The following is a 14,790-nucleotide window of genomic DNA, read 5'->3' as shown; positions in this document are numbered from 1 at the left end:
GTCACGCCTGCACGAACGGGGATAATGGACGCGAGACCGGTGTGCGAACGCCGGGACGCGAACACGTGACGCACGACCGTGCGCTGCGCCAACGAAGGGAACACCCATGGCGGCAATGAAGCCCAGGACGGGCGACGGCCCTCTCGAGGTCACCAAGGAGGGTCGCGGCATCGTGCTCCGCATGCCCCTGGAGGGTGGTGGCCGGCTCGTCGTCGAGATGACCCCGGACGAGGTTCGTGCGCTGGGTCAGGCGATCGACGACTGCGAGGCGCTGAAGAAGTGACCGTCCGCCGTTGACGTGACGAGAGGGCCCCCACCGCCGTGGTGGGGGCCCTCTCGCCGTCGGTAGGGTCGGGGCCGTGCCAGCCGAAGACCTCCTCGCCCCGTCCGTCCCCACCTGGTCCGCGGGCGACGGCCCGCTCGCCGACGTCCTCGCCGACCGCGACCCGGCCGAGCTCGCCCTCGTCGTTGGGCTGCTCGAGGGCGATGAGCCATGGGACGGGCGCACTCGCGAGGCACTCGAGGGTGCGGGCTTGGCACCGGCCGAGCTCCTCGAGACGCACGAGCCGTCGAGTGAGGCCGGCGCCTCCACGACCGTGCGTATGCCGCGTGGCGAGCAGGCCGCGCGCGTCCTCGTCCTCGTCGGGCTGGGTTCGGGCTCGCCCGCCGACCTGCGCGCCGCCGGTGCTGCGGCCGGGCGCGCGGTCCGGGGACGCGACGCGGTCGTCGTCCTCGCTCCGTCGTCCGACGAGACCGGCCACGCCGCACTCGTCGAGGGCGCGGTCCTCGGCGGCTGGGCGCCGACTCGCTGGACCGGTGGGCAGTGGACCGCCGGTGCCGAGGTCGCCGGTGAGGTCGTGGTCGTCGGCGCCGAGGCCGATGTCGTCGAACGGGCCGTGCGCCGCGCCGTCGCCACGCTCGTGGCGCGCAACCTCGCCAACACCCCCTCCAACATCAAGAACCCCGCCTGGATGGCCGAGCAGGCCCGCACGGTGGCGGCCCGCTCCGGTCTCGACGTGCGCGTCTGGGACGACTCGGCCCTGCGCAAGGGCGGGTTCGGCGGGCTCCTCGCCGTCGGCGGCGGCTCGGCCACGCCACCGCGCCTCGTCCAGCTCGGCTGGGCCCCCAAGGGTGCCGACGCGGCGACGCCCCACGTCGTCCTCGTCGGTAAGGGCATCACCTTCGACTCGGGCGGCCTCCAGGTCAAGCCCGCCGAGGGCATGCTCGCGATGAAGACCGACATGACCGGGTCGGCGATCGTCCTCGCGGTGCTCGCCGCGTGCCGCGACCTCGAGGTGCCGGTCAAGGTGACCGGCCTGCTCGCGCTCGCCGAGAACATGGTCGACGGTGCGGCATACCGTCCCGGCGACGTCGTCACACACTTCGGCGGCCGGACGACCGAGATCGGCAACACCGACGCCGAGGGCCGGATCGTCCTCGCCGACGCGCTGGCCTATGCCGACGCCGAGCTCGACCCCGACGTCATCGTCGACATCGCCACCCTCACCGGCGCCGCGCGGGTGGCGCTGGCCCGCACGATGGCGCCGGTCTATGCCACCGACGAGGACCTGTCGTCCCAGCTTCGCGAGGCGGGTGAGACAGCAGGTGAGACGCTGTGGCCCTTTCCGCTCGTCGCCGCCTACCGTCGGGCACTGGAGTCCGACGTGGCTGACATCAACCACATCGGTCCCTCCGTCGGAGGTGGGTCCATCACGGCGGCGCTGTTCCTGCGTGAGTTCGTGGGGGAGCGTCGCTGGGCGCACCTCGACATCGCCGGCCCCGGCCGCTCCGATGTCGACTCCGGAGTCCACGGCAAGGGTGGGACGGGGTTCGGCACCCGTCTGCTGCTCCGATGGTTGGAAGGTCTGCGATGAACGCCGGATACGGACTGGCCGTGCGCTGGTCGCTCGAGAACGCCCCCGAGGACGCCCCCACCCGACTGCGCGAGTACGTCGTCGGTACCTCGATCGCCAAGTTCATGTTCCTCGACGGGCTCGCCTTCAAGGTGTGGCGGATGCGCGAGGGGGAGTGGTTCGAGGGGACCTACGTCTTCGACACCGAGCAGGAGCGCAAGGTCTTCCGCGAGGAGTTCGAGGCGACGGCCGACGAGTCCAAGGGGTCCGAGCTCATCGGCTCGTCACCGACCGTCATCGAGGAGTTCGAGGTCGTCGCGATCGCCGAGGGACCCGCCGGCTTCCGCCGCGGTGCTGGGCCGCACGTCGACGCCCACGCCTAGTCCCGACTCTTGCCAGTTTCGGCACGGGTTGTTGCCGGTTCCAGCGCGGGAACCGGCAACAACCCGTGCCGGGGGCGTCAGCGCTTGACGGCGACGAACAGGCCGTCGCTCACCGGCAGCAGGCTGGGCACGAGGTCCTCGTTGTCGCGCAGCGACTTGCCGAGGTCGCGCAGCGTCGTCGTCTCGGCGTCACGCGCCGCGGGGTCGGCGACCTTGTCGTGCCAGAGCATGTTGTCGAGAGCGAGCACGCCACCCTTGCGCAGCAGCCGGATCCCGTGCTCGACGTATGCCGGGTAGCTCGGCTTGTCGGCGTCGATGACGACCATGTCGTAGGCGCCGTCGGTCATGCGGGGGAGGACCTCGGTCGCGCGTCCGGTGATGACCCGGGTGCGCTGCGTGGGGTAGCCCGCACCGGCGTAGGCCTCGCGCGCGGCGCGCTGGTGCTCGGGCGAGATGTCGATCGTCGTGAGGACGCCGTCGTCGGGCATGCCGGCGAGCACCCACAGTCCGGACGTGCCCGCGCCCGTGCCGATCTCGATGACGTGACGAGCGCCGATGGCGGCGGCGAGCAGCCGCAGGGTCGCGCCGGCGCCGGTGCCCACCGGGGTGGCGGCACCGAAGGCGAGACCGCGGGCGCGGGCCTGCTCCATGGCCTCGGGCTCGGGGACGAAGTCCTCGGCGTACGACCAGCTCGCGGGCTTGAGGGTGCTCATGGAGCGAAACCCTACTCGTGGGACACCCCTGCTCCGGACTCACAGCCGCCGTTCAGGGTCCTCCGGAACATTTCCCGGCTCCGGCACGTAGACATCAGTGCATGGACAGCCAGGTGGCGACGGAGCAGGGGACGACGATGACGACGGACGCAGGTGCGGCCACCCTCGAGTGGACGCCGCCGTCGTGGGAGCAGATCGTCGAGGAGCACAGCGCCCGCGTCTACCGGCTCGCCTACCGCCTCACCGGCAACGTCCACGACGCCGAGGACCTCACGCAGGACGTCTTCATCCGTGTCTTCCGATCGCTGCACACCTACCGCCCCGGCACGTTCGAGGGCTGGCTGCACCGCATCACGACCAATGTCTTCCTCGACAAGATGCGCCGCAAGCAGCGGATCCGCTTCGACGCGCTCTCCGACGAGTCCGCCGCCCGGCTGCCCAGCCGCGAGCTCGGCCCGGAGCAGACCTACGCCGACGCCCACTTCGACGACGACGTGCAGCGTGCCCTTGACTCGCTTGCCCCCGACTTCCGCGCCGCGGTCGTCCTCTGCGACATCGAGGGGCTGTCCTACGAGGAGATCGCCGCGACGCTCGACGTCAAGCTCGGCACGGTGCGCTCGCGCATCCACCGTGGTCGCGCGCAGCTGCGCGAGGCGCTCGCCCACCGCGCACCCGAGGTGCGCGCCACCTCCGGAGGGTCCACCCTGCGCCCCGGCCTCCTCACACCCGCGCGAGGTGCCGTGTGATCGGCCTGCCGCGACCCGTCCGCTGCCGCCTCGACGAGATCCCCGACTACGTCTCGGGCCACCTCTCACCGCAGCGCTCCGACGCCTGGGACCACCACCTCATCACCTGCGTCAACTGCCAGCACGCCGTCGCCGCCGAGCGACGGCTGCAGGCGCTGCTCTCCACGGGTTGCCCCTCGATGCCCGGCAGCCTGCACGCACAGCTCGTCGCACTCGCCTCGTCGACGGCCGCCCCCGTGGTGGACCGGACGGGCGCGCACCCACCTCTGGAGATGGTTCCGCCGTCGGCCCCGCCGGCGCACCGGAGCCCCCTGAGGTCCGCGGCCCTCGCGACGGCGGCGGCTGGAGCGACCGCCGCCGTCGCGTGGTCCCTCACCGTCACCGGCACGGGCTCGCTCACGACGTCCGTGCCGTCGGTCGGCGGGTCGATACCCGCCGTCCGTCCGGCCTCAGCGGTGCCCAGCAACCCGACGAGCTCCCTGCGCACCCGGGCCGTCTCGACCTCGTGGACGGGTGGCAGCTCGATTCGGAACCTCGAGCTGTGCGAGGCAGAATCTGGGACATGACCGAGGACAGCCCGCACCGCACCGACGGCGAGTCCGCCGAGGTCGACACGCAGCAGACGACCGAGGTCGACCTGGGGCGGACGCAGGAGATCGGTCCCGCCCCCGGCCAGCAGCCCCTCCTCCCGCCGCGTGAGCCCGAGCCAACGTGGTGGGCCGACGCCACGGCGGCGCAGTCGCAGCCGTCCTCGCCGTCGCGACCCAACGGCCCCCAGGACTGGCGCCAACCGGGTGGGCACACGGCATACGACCCCTATGGCGCGACCGCCTCGCCTCGTCCGTATGCCGGGTCGCCGGCTGCCGCGCCCGCCTCGCCGGCTCCTTCGTCGCCACCGGCGGGCGTGGGGGGCCGCGGTCCCGGGTGGCTGGCGGTCTTCCTCATCGCCGGGCTCGCCGCGCTGCTCGCGGGGCTCGGCGGCGGGCTCCTCGGCGGGTGGATCGGCTCGACCGACCGCTTCGACGGCCTCGACATCGGCGGCGGTTCCGACAACGGTTCGGCGCCGCGCCCGGGTGCGGCTGCCACGACCCGCCCCGAGGGCAGCGTCGCCAACATCGCCGCCAATGCGACGCCCAGCGTCGTGACGATCCGCGTCGAGGCGACCGGCGGCGACGGCACCGGCTCCGGCTGGGTGCTCGACGGCAAGGGCCACATCGTCACCAACAACCACGTCGTCTCGGCGGCTGCCGACGGTGGCGAGATCACCGTCGTGCTCGCCAACGGCAAGCAGTCCAAGGCGACGATCGTCGGACGCGACGTCTCCTACGACCTCGCCGTCCTCAAGGTCGAGCGCACCGACCTCAAGGCCCTGCCCCTGGGCGACTCGGCCGACGTCGTCGTCGGTGACCCTGTCATCGCCGTCGGCGCCCCGCTCGGTCTCGACTCGACCGTCACCACCGGCATCGTCTCGGCCCTCAACCGACCCGTCACGCCGGGTCAGGCCGACGACCAGTCCTTCATCAACGCCATCCAGACCGACGCGGCGATCAACCCCGGCAACTCGGGTGGGCCGCTCCTCGACATGCAGGGCCGGGTCATCGGCGTCAACACCGCGATCGCCCGGGTCGCCGGCTCGAGCCTCGGCGGCCAGAGCGGCAACATCGGCGTCGGGTTCGCGATCCCCAGCGCCCAGGTCAAGATCACCGTCGACCAGCTCATCCGCACCGGCAAGGCCGAGCACCCGGTCATCGGCGTCGTCCTCGACCGCAGCTACCAGGGTGAGGGCGTCAAGATCGGCGAGGACAGCAGCCAGACTCCGGCGGTCACCCCCGGTGGTCCGGCCGACAAGGCCGGCCTCGAGCCCGGTGACGTCATCACGGCGTTCGAGGGCAAGCCGGTGAGCGACCCGGACGCGCTCGTCGTGGCCATCCGGTCCAAGCCGGTCGGCTCGACGGTCTCCCTGACCGTCGTGCGGGACGGCAAGTCACGGGATGTCAAGATGGTCCTCCAGGGCAGGAGCGACTGACGCTCGAGGGAGCGCACAGGAGGACGAGTGTTCGGCATCAACGGGTGGGAGATCGTGCTCCTCGCCCTCATCGCTGTCTTCGTCCTCGGTCCGGAGCGGCTGCCGGAGTACGCCCAGAAGCTCGCCCAGATGATTCGCAAGGCCAGGGTCATGGCCGAGGGCGCCAAGGGACAGCTCAAGGACCAGCTCGGCCCGGACTACGAGGACATCAACTGGCGGCAGTACGACCCCCGGCAGTACGACCCCCGCCGGATCGTGCGCGAGGCGCTCATCGAGCCGCTCGAGGACGCGGCCTCCACCCTCAAGTCGGGCGGGACGAACCCCGACACCGGCGAGGTGTCACCCGAGGACGACTCGGTCTGGCTCGACACCGGCAGCCGCGGCTGGGACCCCCTCCGCCCGACGCCCTACGACGTCGACGCCACCTGACCTCGACGCGCCACGGCCGACGCAGCGAGGTGCGGTCTCAGCGGCCGGCGGGGGTGAGCCCGAGCGAGCGACCCGCGAGGCCCCGGGAACGCTGACCGAGCTCGCGCGCGATGCCGCGCAGCGCGACGGCGGCGGGGGAGGTGGGCTCGGCGAGCACGACGGGGCTGCCCTGGTCGGCACCGATGCGCAGGGCCGTGTCGAGCGGGATCTGGCCGAGCAGCGGCACCGGTGCGCCGATGCTGCGGGTGAGCGAGTCGGCGACGACCTGACCGCCACCGGCTCCGAAGATCTCCTGACGGGTGCCGTCGGGCAGCTCGAGCCACGACATGTTCTCGATGACGCCCGCGACCCGCTGGTGGGTCTGCACGGCGATCGCACCGGCGCGCTCGGCGACCTCGGCCGCGGCCTGCTGCGGGGTCGTGACGACGAGGATCTCGGCGCCGGGGATGAGCTGCGCGACCGAGATCGCGATGTCGCCGGTGCCCGGGGGGAGGTCGAGGAGGAGGACGTCGAGGTCGCCCCAGAAGACGTCGGCGAGGAACTGCTGGAGCGCGCGGTGGAGCATCGGGCCACGCCAGACGACGGGCTGGTTGCCGGGCACGAACATCCCGATCGAGATGACCTTCACGTCGTGGGCGACCGGCGGCAGGATCATCTCGTCGACCTGCGTCGGCTTGTGCTCGACGCCGAGCATGCGGGGGATCGAGAAGCCGTAGATGTCGGCGTCGACGACGCCGACCTTGAGGCCCTGCTCGGCGAGGGCCGCCGCGAGGTTGGCCGTCACGGACGACTTGCCGACACCGCCCTTGCCGGAGGCGACGGCATACACGCGGGTGAGGCTGCCGGCCTTGGCGAAGGGGATCTCCTTCTCGGCCGCGCCACCGCGCAGGTTGGTGCGCAGCTCGGCGCGCTGCTCGTCGGACATGACGCCGAGCGTGACGTCGACGGCGGTGACGCCGGGCACCTTGAGCAGGGCCGCGGTCGTGTCCTTGGTGAGGGTGTCCTTGAGGGGGCAGCCGGCGATCGTGAGCAGCACGGTCACCGCGACCCGTCCGCTGTCGTCGCACTCCACCGACTCGACCATGCCGAGCTCGGTGATCGGCTTGCGGATCTCGGGGTCGTTGACGGTGGAGAGAGCGGCGCGCAGGGCCTCGTCGCTCACGGGTGCAGCGGTGTCGGGCATTGCTCCATGCTAGGTCGAGCGGTGCGATCCGCCCTCATCGGTCCGGGCGTTGGCGGTGTCCGATGCGTCACGGTGGTCGGGGGCCAGCCGCCCGACGACGAGCCCCCGCTCCTCCATCTCGTCGAGGAGATCGCGCAGCTCGCCGCGGACGAAGTCACGCGTGGCGCTGTCGCGCATCGCGATCCGGAGTGCGGCGACCTCACGGGTGAGGAACTCGGTGTCCGCGAGGTTGCGCTCATCGCGCGTGCGGTCCTGCTCGAGGGCCACGCGGTCGCGGTCCGCCTGGCGGTTCTGCGCGAGGAGGATGAGCGGGGCGGCATACGAGGCCTGGAGGCTGAGCATGAGCGTGAGGAAGATGAACGGGTACTCGTCGAAGCGCCAGTCGCGGGGGGCGACGAGGTTCCACAGGACCCACGCGAGGACGAAGATCGTCATCCCGATGAGGAAGTAGGCGGTCCCCATGTAGCGGGCGAACCGCTCCGAGAGGACGCCGAACGCCTCCTCGGTGAGGGCCTCCGGGCGGCTGATGAACTGGCGCCTCGCCTCGCGCGGCTGGTCGAGGCGAGGCGCGCGGTCGCGGCGCTCAGCCATGCGGGATCACCTCGTGCGACGACGTCGTGACCTCGTGGCGGTCCTCGCGCCAGTCGTCCGGCAGCAGGTGGTCGAGGACGTCGTCGACGGTCACCGCTCCGACGAGCAGCCCGTTGTCGTCGACGACGGGCAGGGCGACGAGGTCGTAGGTCGCGAGCATGCGTGTCACCTGGCCGACGGTGGCATCGGTCGAGACGGGCTCGACGTCCTTGTCGAGGATCGTCCCGACCGCGGCGTGGGGCGGCTCGCGCAGCAGGCGCTGGATGTGGACCATGCCGAGGAACTTGCCGGTGGGCGTCTCGAGCGGAGAGCGGCAGACGAAGACGGTGCACGCCATCGTCGTTGACAGCTCCTGGCGCCGGACGACGGCGAGGGCCTCGGCGATCGAGGCATCCGGGCCGAGGATGACCGGCTCCGTCGTCATGAGGCCACCGGCGGTGTTCTCGTCGTAGGTGAGGAGCCGGCGCAGGTCGGCCGCCTCGTCGGGCTCCATGAGCTCGAGAAGCTCCTCCTGGCGTGCGGTCGGCAGCTCGGCGAGGAGGTCGGCGGCGTCGTCGGGCTCCATGGCCTCGAGGACATCGGCGATGCGGTCGTTGCCGAGGCCCGCGATGATCTCGACCTGCTCCTCCTCCGGGAGCTCCTCGAGGACGTCGGCGAGCTGCTCGTCGGCCAGGGCGGCGGCGACCTCGGCCCGGCGCTTGGCGGGCAGGTCGTGGATGGCCTCGGCGAGGTCGGCCGGCTTGAGGTCCTCGTAGTGCTCGAGGAGACGGGCCGCGCTCTGCACGTCGGCGTTGTCGCGCAGGCCGGTGACGTCCTCGATGGGCACGACGAACGTCTCACCGCGGCGACGCCCCAGCCGAGACAGGGAGCTGCGGGCCGACGCGCGACGGACGAAGACACGCGTCAGCGACCAGCTGCGGGCGTGGTTCTGCTCGAGCCCGACGTCCTCGACGGTCGCGTCGACGGTCTCACCGCCCTCGTCACGCACGCGGACGTGCCGCTCGATGAGCTCGGCGAGGACGAGGGTCTCGTTGGCGCGCTGCTCGAAGCGGCGCATGTTGACGAGGCCGGTCGTGATGACCTGGCCGCCGTCGACCGACGTCACCCGGGTCATGGGGACGAAGACCCGGCGACGACCGGGCACCTCGACGACGAGGCCGATGACCCGCGGTCTGGTGCGCTGCGCGCTGAACGTCACGACGACGTCCCGGACGCGACCGACGGGGTCGCCCAGGGGGTCGAAGACGGCGAGCTCGGCCAGTCGGCCGACGAAGACGCGGGTGCTCGTGCTCACACGGACAGGCTAGTCGGGCCGACGCTGCGACCAGCGGCACCGTCCCGCAGCCGTCGCGCTTTCTCCGTCTCGCCTTCCGTTGTCGCGCTCAGCCGCGACCGCGACCGCGACCGCGCCAGTGCCACGGCCGCCAGCGGGCCGTCGTGCCACGGGCGGGCGAGACGCGCACGCGACCGGCGCCGACGGCATACGCGCCGGGGGACTCGTCGGGACGGCCGTGCGGTGTGAGGACGGTGATCGTCGCGGCCTCGCGCCACCGCGCGACGACGTCGCCCGTGGCGTTGAGCCGCTCGGCGCGCAGCACCTCCGCGGCGGCCTCCCACTCGGGCGAGCCGGGCTCGAGCTCGCGCGTCGTCGCCGGCAGGGCGAGGAGCCGCGCGCCGGTGTCCTTGCTGCGGAGGATGACGCGCACCTCGGGGGGCAGGTGCGGGAGCGTCTGCTCGCCGACGCCCGAGACGACGTAGGCGGCGGGGCCGGAGCCGCGCGGGTCCTCGTCGTCGTGCCAGACGAACCACACGGCGTGGGTCCCCTTGTCGGGCACCTCGACCCACATCACGCCGGACTTGCTCGCCGCCTCGGCGAGCAGGCGGGTGACGTTGACGGGGGAGGGTGTCTCCGCGGAGCCGCTCACGGCGTGAACTGTCTCATAACGCCCCCCGCCCGCGCACTGCTACCGTCCGGCTCCATGCGCTCACCCAAGGACTTCTTCGGACCTCTCGCGGTCGGCGCCCCGGCGCCGGTGCGCGAGGTCCCCGCCCGCCCCAGCCGGATGATCCACTTCTTCGACCCGAGCAACGAGAAGATGGCGGCGAAGGTCCCCGCGATGGTGGGCACGGTCGACGTGCTCCTCGGCAACCTCGAGGACGCCGTCAAGGCCGACCGCAAGGAGGCGGCCCGGCAGGGCCTCGTCGACATCGCGAAGAGCACGGACTTCGGGGAGTCCACCCAGCTCTGGACGCGCGTCAACAGCCTCGACAGCCCATGGGTGCTCGACGACCTCACCACCCTCGTCACCGAGATCGGCGACCGGCTCGACGTCATCATGGTCCCCAAGGTGCAGGGCCCCGAGGACATCCACTACGTCGACCGCCTCCTCGCCCAGCTCGAGGCGCGGGCGGGCCTCACCCGGCCGATCCTCGTCCACGCGATCCTCGAGACCGCGCGCGGCGTCGCCAACGTCGAGGCCATCGCCGGCGCCTCGCCGCGGATGCAGGGCATCAGCCTCGGCCCGGCCGACCTCGCCGCCGACCGGCGGATGAAGACGACCCGTGTCGGTGGGGGGCATCCGGGCTACCTCGTGCGCCAGGACCCCGCCACGGACCTCGGCGAGGGGGTCGACGCGGTCACCGCGCCGCGCACGACCTACCAGCAGGACCTGTGGCACTACACGATCGCGCGGATGGTCGACGCCTGCGCGATGCACGGGATCTTCCCCTACTACGGCCCCTTCGGTGACATCAAGGACGTCGTCGCCTGCGAGGACCAGTTCCGCAACGCCTTCCTCCTCGGGTGCGTCGGCACGTGGTCGCTGCACCCGGTCCAGATCGACATCGCCAAGCGCGTCTTCAGCCCGTCGGCGGAGGACGTCGCGCACGCCCGCCGCGTCAAGGAGGCGATGGGCGACGGCACCGGCGCCGTCATGCTCGACGGCAAGATGGAGGACGACGCCTCGCTCAAGCAGTGCCTCGTCATCCTCGAGCTCGCCGAGCGCCTCAGTGCGAACGACCCGGAGCTGGCGAAGCTGTATGCCGTCGACGCACCTGCCGCGTCCGACGAGGGTGAGGCGTCCTGATGGGCCAGCAGACGACATACGTGCCTCGTCGGTCGGTGCTCTACATGCCGAGCTCGAACGAGCGCGCCCTCGAGAAGGCGAAGACGCTCCCGGTCGACGCGCTCATCCTCGACCTGGAGGACGCGGTGGGGCCGGACCACAAGGAGGCGGCGCGCGAGAACGCCTGTGCCGCAGCGTCATCGGGTGAGTACGGCGACCGTGAGGTCGCGATCCGGGTCAACGGCTCGGGCACGCAGTGGCATGACGCCGACCTCGCCGCCGCGGCTGCCGCAGGGCCGGCGGGAATCGTCGTCCCCAAGGTCGGCTCGGCCGACGAGGTGCGTTCCCTCGTCGCTGCGCTCGAGGCAGCCGGCGCCCCGGAGCACACACGACTCTGGGCGATGGTCGAGACGCCCGAGGCGATCTTCAACGTCCGCGAGATCGCGTCCTCGTCACCGCGGCTGGCCGTGCTCGTCATGGGCACCAACGACCTCGTCAAGGAGCTGCGCGCCGACCACGTCCCCGGTCGCGCGCCGCTGCTCACCGCGCTCCAGCTCTCGCTGCTCGCCGCCCGTGAGGCGGGGATCGCGATCCTCGACGGGGTCTACAACGACGTCAAGGACGACGAGGGCTTCGAGGCCGAGTGCGTGCAGGGTCGTGACTTCGGCTTCGACGGCAAGACACTCATCCACCCGGGCCAGGTCGAGGTCTGCAACGCCACCTTCGCCCCGAGCGAGGAGGCCGTCGCCGAGGCGCGCGGCATCCTCGAGGCGTGGGAGGCAGGTGCCGGGAGCGGGGTCGTCACCCACAACGGGCGGATGGTCGAGAACCTCCACGTCGACGTCGCCCGCCGGGTCCTCGCGACGCACGAGGCGGTCAAGGGACGCTGAGCCACATGGGGGCCGCGAAACCCCTCCGCCTTCCCATGGCGCGATCCGGCCCGCCCTCGTCATACTGAGTCCGACGAGGAGCAGGCCTCGCGGTGAAGATGGGGAAGATCATGGGCACTGACGGTGCAAAGGTGACGCGTCGGGTGCTCCTGACCGGGAGCGGGGCGGCCCCGGTGGCGGAGATCCTGTCGCACCGGGCCAAGCGGGCCTCGGGCGGCGACCGGCCGACTCTCTACCGCGGCCAGTCCGGCGCGACGGTGAAGACGGCGCAGGCGAGGCTCAACGCCCTCGGCTACTGGGTCGGCACGCCGGACGGCGTCTTCGGGCACGTCACGCAGCAGGCGGTGTGGGCGCTGCAGAAGGCGAACCGCGTGAGCCGCACCGGCCGGATCACCGACACCGAGTGGTGGCTGCTCGACCACGGCCGCCGGCCCACGCCGCGGGCGACGTCCGGCACCCTCATCGAGGTCGACCTCCAGCGCCAGATCCTCATGGTCGTCAGCGGCGGCAAGCTCTATCGCACCCTCAACACGAGCACGGGCAGCGGCGAGCGCTACTACTCCGGTGGCTCGTGGAAGACCGCGCGCACACCCACCGGCAGCTACTCGATCTACTGGCGGTGGTCGAACGGGTGGCAGACGGGGTCGCTCGGCTCCATGTGGCGACCGACCTACTGGCGCGGTGACTTCGCCATCCACGGGTCGCAGTCCATCCCGCCCTACCCCGCCTCGCACGGCTGCTGCCGGGTGAGCACCGCCGCCCAGGACATGCTCTGGGCCGGCGGCTGGGTCGCGCTCAACCGTCGCGTCGTCCTCTACTGACGCGTTGCTCCCCGCTGACGCGGCGCCGTCCACCGGCGCCGCGTCACCACGTCGAGCCCGCGGCCATCGCCGCCGCATCGCCGAAGACGAGGTCGGCGTCGACGTCGAGCCCGCGCCGCACGAACCAGTCGCACATCGTGCGGACGTCGCGCTCGAGGAACTCGAACCCGTGCGGGTTGCCGACGACGTCGACGATCTGCGGCCAGTCGATGACGACGAGCCGGTCGTCGCGAACGAGGACGTTGTAGGGGGAGAGGTCGCCGTGCGCCCAGCCCTCCTGAGCGAGGGTGAGGACGACGTGCCGGAACTGGTCGAAGAGGTCGGCGAGCAGCTCCGGTGACGGCTTCGTCTGCACTAGCCGGGGCGCGGCGGTGCGGTCGGTGCCGGCCTCGGCCACGAACTCCATGAGCATCTCGGCCTCGTCGAGCTGGACGGGGTAGGGGACGGGCAGGCCCAGCTCCCACAGCCGCCCGAGGGCGTCGAACTCGGCCGCCGCCCACTGGCCGGCGATCATGGCGCGGCCGAACTCGGTGCGCCGGACCATCGCCCGCATCTCGCGGCTCTTGCGGACCCGGCGGCCCTCGAGGTAGCCGCTGTCGCGGTGGAAGAGCCGGTTCTCGCTGCCGCGGTAGCGCTTGGCGGCGAGGACCGACTGCACGGCCGGCGCGTCGGTGCCGTCGGGCACCCACCGCCGGACGAGGTGGACGTCCGCCTCCTTGCCGGTCTTGAGGACGCCGAGGTCCTCCTCGACGGCGCCGAGGGCGGTGATGACCCAGTCGGGTCGGGGCTTCGGCCCGTGCATGGCGCCGTCCCAGGTGGACCAGCGCTCGCCCTCGGGCGGGGTGTCAGGACAGGTGTTGCTGGCGAACAGCGGCGACTCGGTCGCGGCGTCGGAGAAGTGCAAGGTGGTGCTCCATCGAGAGAAGGGTGTGGGCGCGCGAAGGGCCCAGGACAGTCGTGGACATGTCACGCCTCCTTCTCTCGGGCGTGGTCCTCGCGACCGCGCTCTCTCGGTATGCCGTGTGGCTCGGACCAGCGTGACACCCGAAGGGGGGTGACGCCACCGCTTTTCCGTGTCTAGCCTCGACGGTGGCGACAACGACGTCGTCACCCCTCGCGGAAGGACCTGCCATGCGTCGCACTCTCGGCGCCGCGCTCGCCGCCGGCGCCCTTGTCCTCGTCACCGCCTCGCCCTCGTCGGCCATCAACACCGTCAACTCCGAGCCGGCCCCCGAGCGAACCGAGGTCGGCGCCGTCGTCGGTCTCTACGACCGCGACGGGGACGGCCTCTTCGACAGGTTCCGCTGGTTCTGCAGCGGGACGATGATCGACGACGACACGTTCCTCACGGCCGCCCACTGCCTGACCGGTGAGGAGGACGACCGCTACTTCGTCAGCCTCGTCGAGGACATCCAGGGCCTGCTCGACGCCTACGACGAGGAGTTCGGGCCCGCCCCCACCGACCCCGCCGCGCTCGAGGCGTACGTCGAGGCCAAGGCGGCGTACTTCCTCGAGAAGGGATGGGTCGTCGAAGGGACGCCCTACTCCGACCCGGACTACCCCGGGACGGGCGCCGACAGCCATGACATCGGAGTCATCGACTTCGCCGACCGGGACGTGGACCCGCAGGACGTCTGGGACTTCGAGCCGGCCACTCTGCCCACGGCGGGCCAGCTCGACGAGCTGGGGGCCCGCGCCCTCGACGCCGCGGACTGGTGGACGGTCGGCTACGGCACCAGCGAGGCCGTGCGCGGCCCCGGTGGGCACACCCACCCCGGTGGTGGCGTGCGGATGAAGGCGCTCGTCGACTTCAACTCCCTCAACCCGACGTGGGTCCGCCTCGGCATGAACGCCTCGCGCGGCTACGGAGGTGCCTGCTACGGCGACTCCGGCGGGCCGAACTTCGTCGAGATCGACGGCGAGCTCATCCTCGCGGCGACGACCATCACCGGTGACGTGCCCTGCTACGCCACCAACGTCGCCTACCGCCTCGACACCGAGAGCGCCCGGGACTTCCTCGACCCCTTCGTCGACCTCCCCTGAGAGCAGCGCTGCTGGGTCGGTCGGCCGGGTCCACCGGCCGGCCGGCT

Annotated in this window: 17 protein-coding genes; 11 read left to right on the top strand and 6 right to left on the bottom strand. The window is 72.0% G+C overall.

Features of this window, described 5'->3' with window-relative positions:
* Positions 1 to 106: 106 nt before the first annotated feature.
* From ACOJV7_RS02990 to ACOJV7_RS02980, 3 genes are all read left to right on the top strand, one after another.
* Positions 107 to 283 carry a DUF3117 domain-containing protein gene (locus ACOJV7_RS02990; protein ID WP_082569572.1) on the top strand — a complete coding sequence of 59 codons (177 nt, stop codon included), beginning with the start codon at positions 107 to 109 and terminating at the stop codon, positions 281 to 283.
* Positions 284 to 359: 76 nt separating this feature from the next.
* Positions 360 to 1,874 (top strand): leucyl aminopeptidase family protein, encoded by a 1,515-nt coding sequence (locus ACOJV7_RS02985; RefSeq protein ID WP_420188675.1) that lies wholly within the window; start codon positions 360 to 362, stop codon positions 1,872 to 1,874.
* Positions 1,871 to 2,236, top strand: a complete 366-nt coding sequence (locus ACOJV7_RS02980) for a hypothetical protein (protein ID WP_420188674.1) — start codon at positions 1,871 to 1,873, stop codon at positions 2,234 to 2,236. Before ACOJV7_RS02985 ends, ACOJV7_RS02980 begins: the two co-directional genes overlap by 4 nt.
* 77 nt (positions 2,237 to 2,313) lie before the next feature.
* On the opposite strand, the gene ACOJV7_RS02975 is transcribed toward ACOJV7_RS02980, so the two are convergent.
* Positions 2,314 to 2,949: an O-methyltransferase gene (locus ACOJV7_RS02975; RefSeq protein WP_420188673.1), complete on the bottom strand. Its 636-nt coding sequence runs from the start codon at positions 2,947 to 2,949 to the stop codon at positions 2,314 to 2,316.
* Between the two features lie 101 nt (positions 2,950 to 3,050).
* On the opposite strand from ACOJV7_RS02975, the gene sigE reads away from it, so the two are divergent.
* Genes sigE through ACOJV7_RS02955 form a run of 4 tightly spaced genes read left to right on the top strand, consistent with a single transcriptional unit; the run spans position 3,051 to position 6,150 of the window.
* Positions 3,051 to 3,695: an RNA polymerase sigma factor SigE gene (gene sigE, locus ACOJV7_RS02970; RefSeq protein ID WP_420188672.1), complete on the top strand. Its 645-nt coding sequence runs from the start codon at positions 3,051 to 3,053 to the stop codon at positions 3,693 to 3,695.
* Positions 3,692 to 4,261, top strand: a complete 570-nt coding sequence (locus ACOJV7_RS02965) for an anti-sigma factor (RefSeq protein WP_420188671.1) — start codon at positions 3,692 to 3,694, stop codon at positions 4,259 to 4,261. The genes sigE and ACOJV7_RS02965 overlap by 4 nt, the downstream gene beginning before the upstream one ends.
* Entirely contained in the window at positions 4,258 to 5,721 is a 1,464-nt protein-coding gene (locus tag ACOJV7_RS02960; RefSeq protein ID WP_420188670.1) for a S1C family serine protease, read from the top strand. Before ACOJV7_RS02965 ends, ACOJV7_RS02960 begins: the two co-directional genes overlap by 4 nt.
* 27 nt (positions 5,722 to 5,748) lie before the next feature.
* The gene (locus ACOJV7_RS02955; protein ID WP_420188669.1) at positions 5,749 to 6,150 is read left to right on the top strand and encodes a twin-arginine translocase TatA/TatE family subunit; all 402 of its coding nucleotides are present in this window, start codon (positions 5,749 to 5,751) and stop codon (positions 6,148 to 6,150) included.
* Positions 6,151 to 6,187: 37 nt separating this feature from the next.
* Here the strand turns inward: ACOJV7_RS02955 and ACOJV7_RS02950 are convergent, their stop codons facing one another.
* The 4 genes from ACOJV7_RS02950 to ACOJV7_RS02935 all read right to left on the bottom strand — a co-directional run bounded on the left by ACOJV7_RS02950 (position 6,188) and on the right by ACOJV7_RS02935 (position 9,849).
* The gene (locus ACOJV7_RS02950; protein ID WP_420188668.1) at positions 6,188 to 7,333 is read right to left on the bottom strand and encodes an Mrp/NBP35 family ATP-binding protein; all 1,146 of its coding nucleotides are present in this window, start codon (positions 7,331 to 7,333) and stop codon (positions 6,188 to 6,190) included.
* 9 nt (positions 7,334 to 7,342) lie between these two features.
* On the bottom strand, positions 7,343 to 7,924 hold the full coding sequence (locus ACOJV7_RS02945) for a DUF1003 domain-containing protein (protein WP_420188667.1): 582 nt from the start codon (positions 7,922 to 7,924) through the stop codon (positions 7,343 to 7,345).
* Positions 7,917 to 9,218, bottom strand: coding sequence for a magnesium transporter MgtE N-terminal domain-containing protein (locus tag ACOJV7_RS02940; protein ID WP_420188666.1), 1,302 nt, complete (start codon positions 9,216 to 9,218; stop codon positions 7,917 to 7,919). The genes ACOJV7_RS02945 and ACOJV7_RS02940 overlap by 8 nt, the downstream gene beginning before the upstream one ends.
* An 88-nt stretch (positions 9,219 to 9,306) precedes the next feature.
* A complete protein-coding gene (locus ACOJV7_RS02935) occupies positions 9,307 to 9,849 on the bottom strand; it encodes a hypothetical protein (RefSeq protein ID WP_420188665.1) in 543 nt (180 codons plus the stop codon).
* Between the two features lie 54 nt (positions 9,850 to 9,903).
* On the opposite strand from ACOJV7_RS02935, the gene ACOJV7_RS02930 reads away from it, so the two are divergent.
* The 3 genes from ACOJV7_RS02930 (at position 9,904) to ACOJV7_RS02920 (ending at position 12,700) form a co-directional block, all read left to right on the top strand.
* A complete protein-coding gene (locus ACOJV7_RS02930) occupies positions 9,904 to 11,010 on the top strand; it encodes an HpcH/HpaI aldolase/citrate lyase family protein (RefSeq protein ID WP_420188664.1) in 1,107 nt (368 codons plus the stop codon).
* Complete coding sequence (locus tag ACOJV7_RS02925; protein WP_420188663.1) at positions 11,010 to 11,879, top strand: HpcH/HpaI aldolase/citrate lyase family protein; 870 nt, start codon at positions 11,010 to 11,012, stop codon at positions 11,877 to 11,879. The genes ACOJV7_RS02930 and ACOJV7_RS02925 overlap by 1 nt, the downstream gene beginning before the upstream one ends.
* Positions 11,880 to 12,010: 131 nt before the next feature.
* Entirely contained in the window at positions 12,011 to 12,700 is a 690-nt protein-coding gene (locus tag ACOJV7_RS02920; protein ID WP_420188662.1) for a L,D-transpeptidase family protein, read from the top strand.
* A 43-nt stretch (positions 12,701 to 12,743) separates the two neighbouring features.
* Here ACOJV7_RS02920 and ACOJV7_RS02915 read toward each other — a convergent pair whose 3' ends face one another.
* Positions 12,744 to 13,604 carry a serine protein kinase RIO gene (locus ACOJV7_RS02915; protein ID WP_420188661.1) on the bottom strand — a complete coding sequence of 287 codons (861 nt, stop codon included), beginning with the start codon at positions 13,602 to 13,604 and terminating at the stop codon, positions 12,744 to 12,746.
* 227 nt (positions 13,605 to 13,831) lie between these two features.
* On the opposite strand from ACOJV7_RS02915, the gene ACOJV7_RS02910 reads away from it, so the two are divergent.
* Positions 13,832 to 14,743, top strand: a complete 912-nt coding sequence (locus ACOJV7_RS02910) for a trypsin-like serine protease (protein WP_420188660.1) — start codon at positions 13,832 to 13,834, stop codon at positions 14,741 to 14,743.
* The last annotated feature ends 47 nt before the right edge of the window (positions 14,744 to 14,790 follow it).

It is taken from the genome of Knoellia tibetensis (assembly GCF_048606415.1).
GTDB classification, from domain to species: Bacteria; Actinomycetota; Actinomycetes; order Actinomycetales; family Dermatophilaceae; genus Knoellia; species Knoellia tibetensis.
This window is presented reverse-complemented; position numbering and strand designations above follow the sequence as displayed.

Coding starts and splice junctions, on each gene's coding strand:
- ACOJV7_RS02990 (WP_082569572.1), top strand. CDS start 107: ATGGCGGCAATGAAGCCCAGGACGGGCGACGGCCCTCTCGAGGTCACC.
- ACOJV7_RS02980 (WP_420188674.1), top strand. CDS start 1,871: ATGAACGCCGGATACGGACTGGCCGTGCGCTGGTCGCTCGAGAACGCC.
- ACOJV7_RS02975 (WP_420188673.1), bottom strand. CDS start 2,949: ATGAGCACCCTCAAGCCCGCGAGCTGGTCGTACGCCGAGGACTTCGTC.
- sigE (WP_420188672.1), top strand. CDS start 3,051: ATGGACAGCCAGGTGGCGACGGAGCAGGGGACGACGATGACGACGGAC.
- ACOJV7_RS02960 (WP_420188670.1), top strand. CDS start 4,258: ATGACCGAGGACAGCCCGCACCGCACCGACGGCGAGTCCGCCGAGGTC.
- ACOJV7_RS02950 (WP_420188668.1), bottom strand. CDS start 7,333: ATGCCCGACACCGCTGCACCCGTGAGCGACGAGGCCCTGCGCGCCGCT.
- ACOJV7_RS02945 (WP_420188667.1), bottom strand. CDS start 7,924: ATGGCTGAGCGCCGCGACCGCGCGCCTCGCCTCGACCAGCCGCGCGAG.
- ACOJV7_RS02930 (WP_420188664.1), top strand. CDS start 9,904: ATGCGCTCACCCAAGGACTTCTTCGGACCTCTCGCGGTCGGCGCCCCG.
- ACOJV7_RS02925 (WP_420188663.1), top strand. CDS start 11,010: ATGGGCCAGCAGACGACATACGTGCCTCGTCGGTCGGTGCTCTACATG.
- ACOJV7_RS02910 (WP_420188660.1), top strand. CDS start 13,832: ATGCGTCGCACTCTCGGCGCCGCGCTCGCCGCCGGCGCCCTTGTCCTC.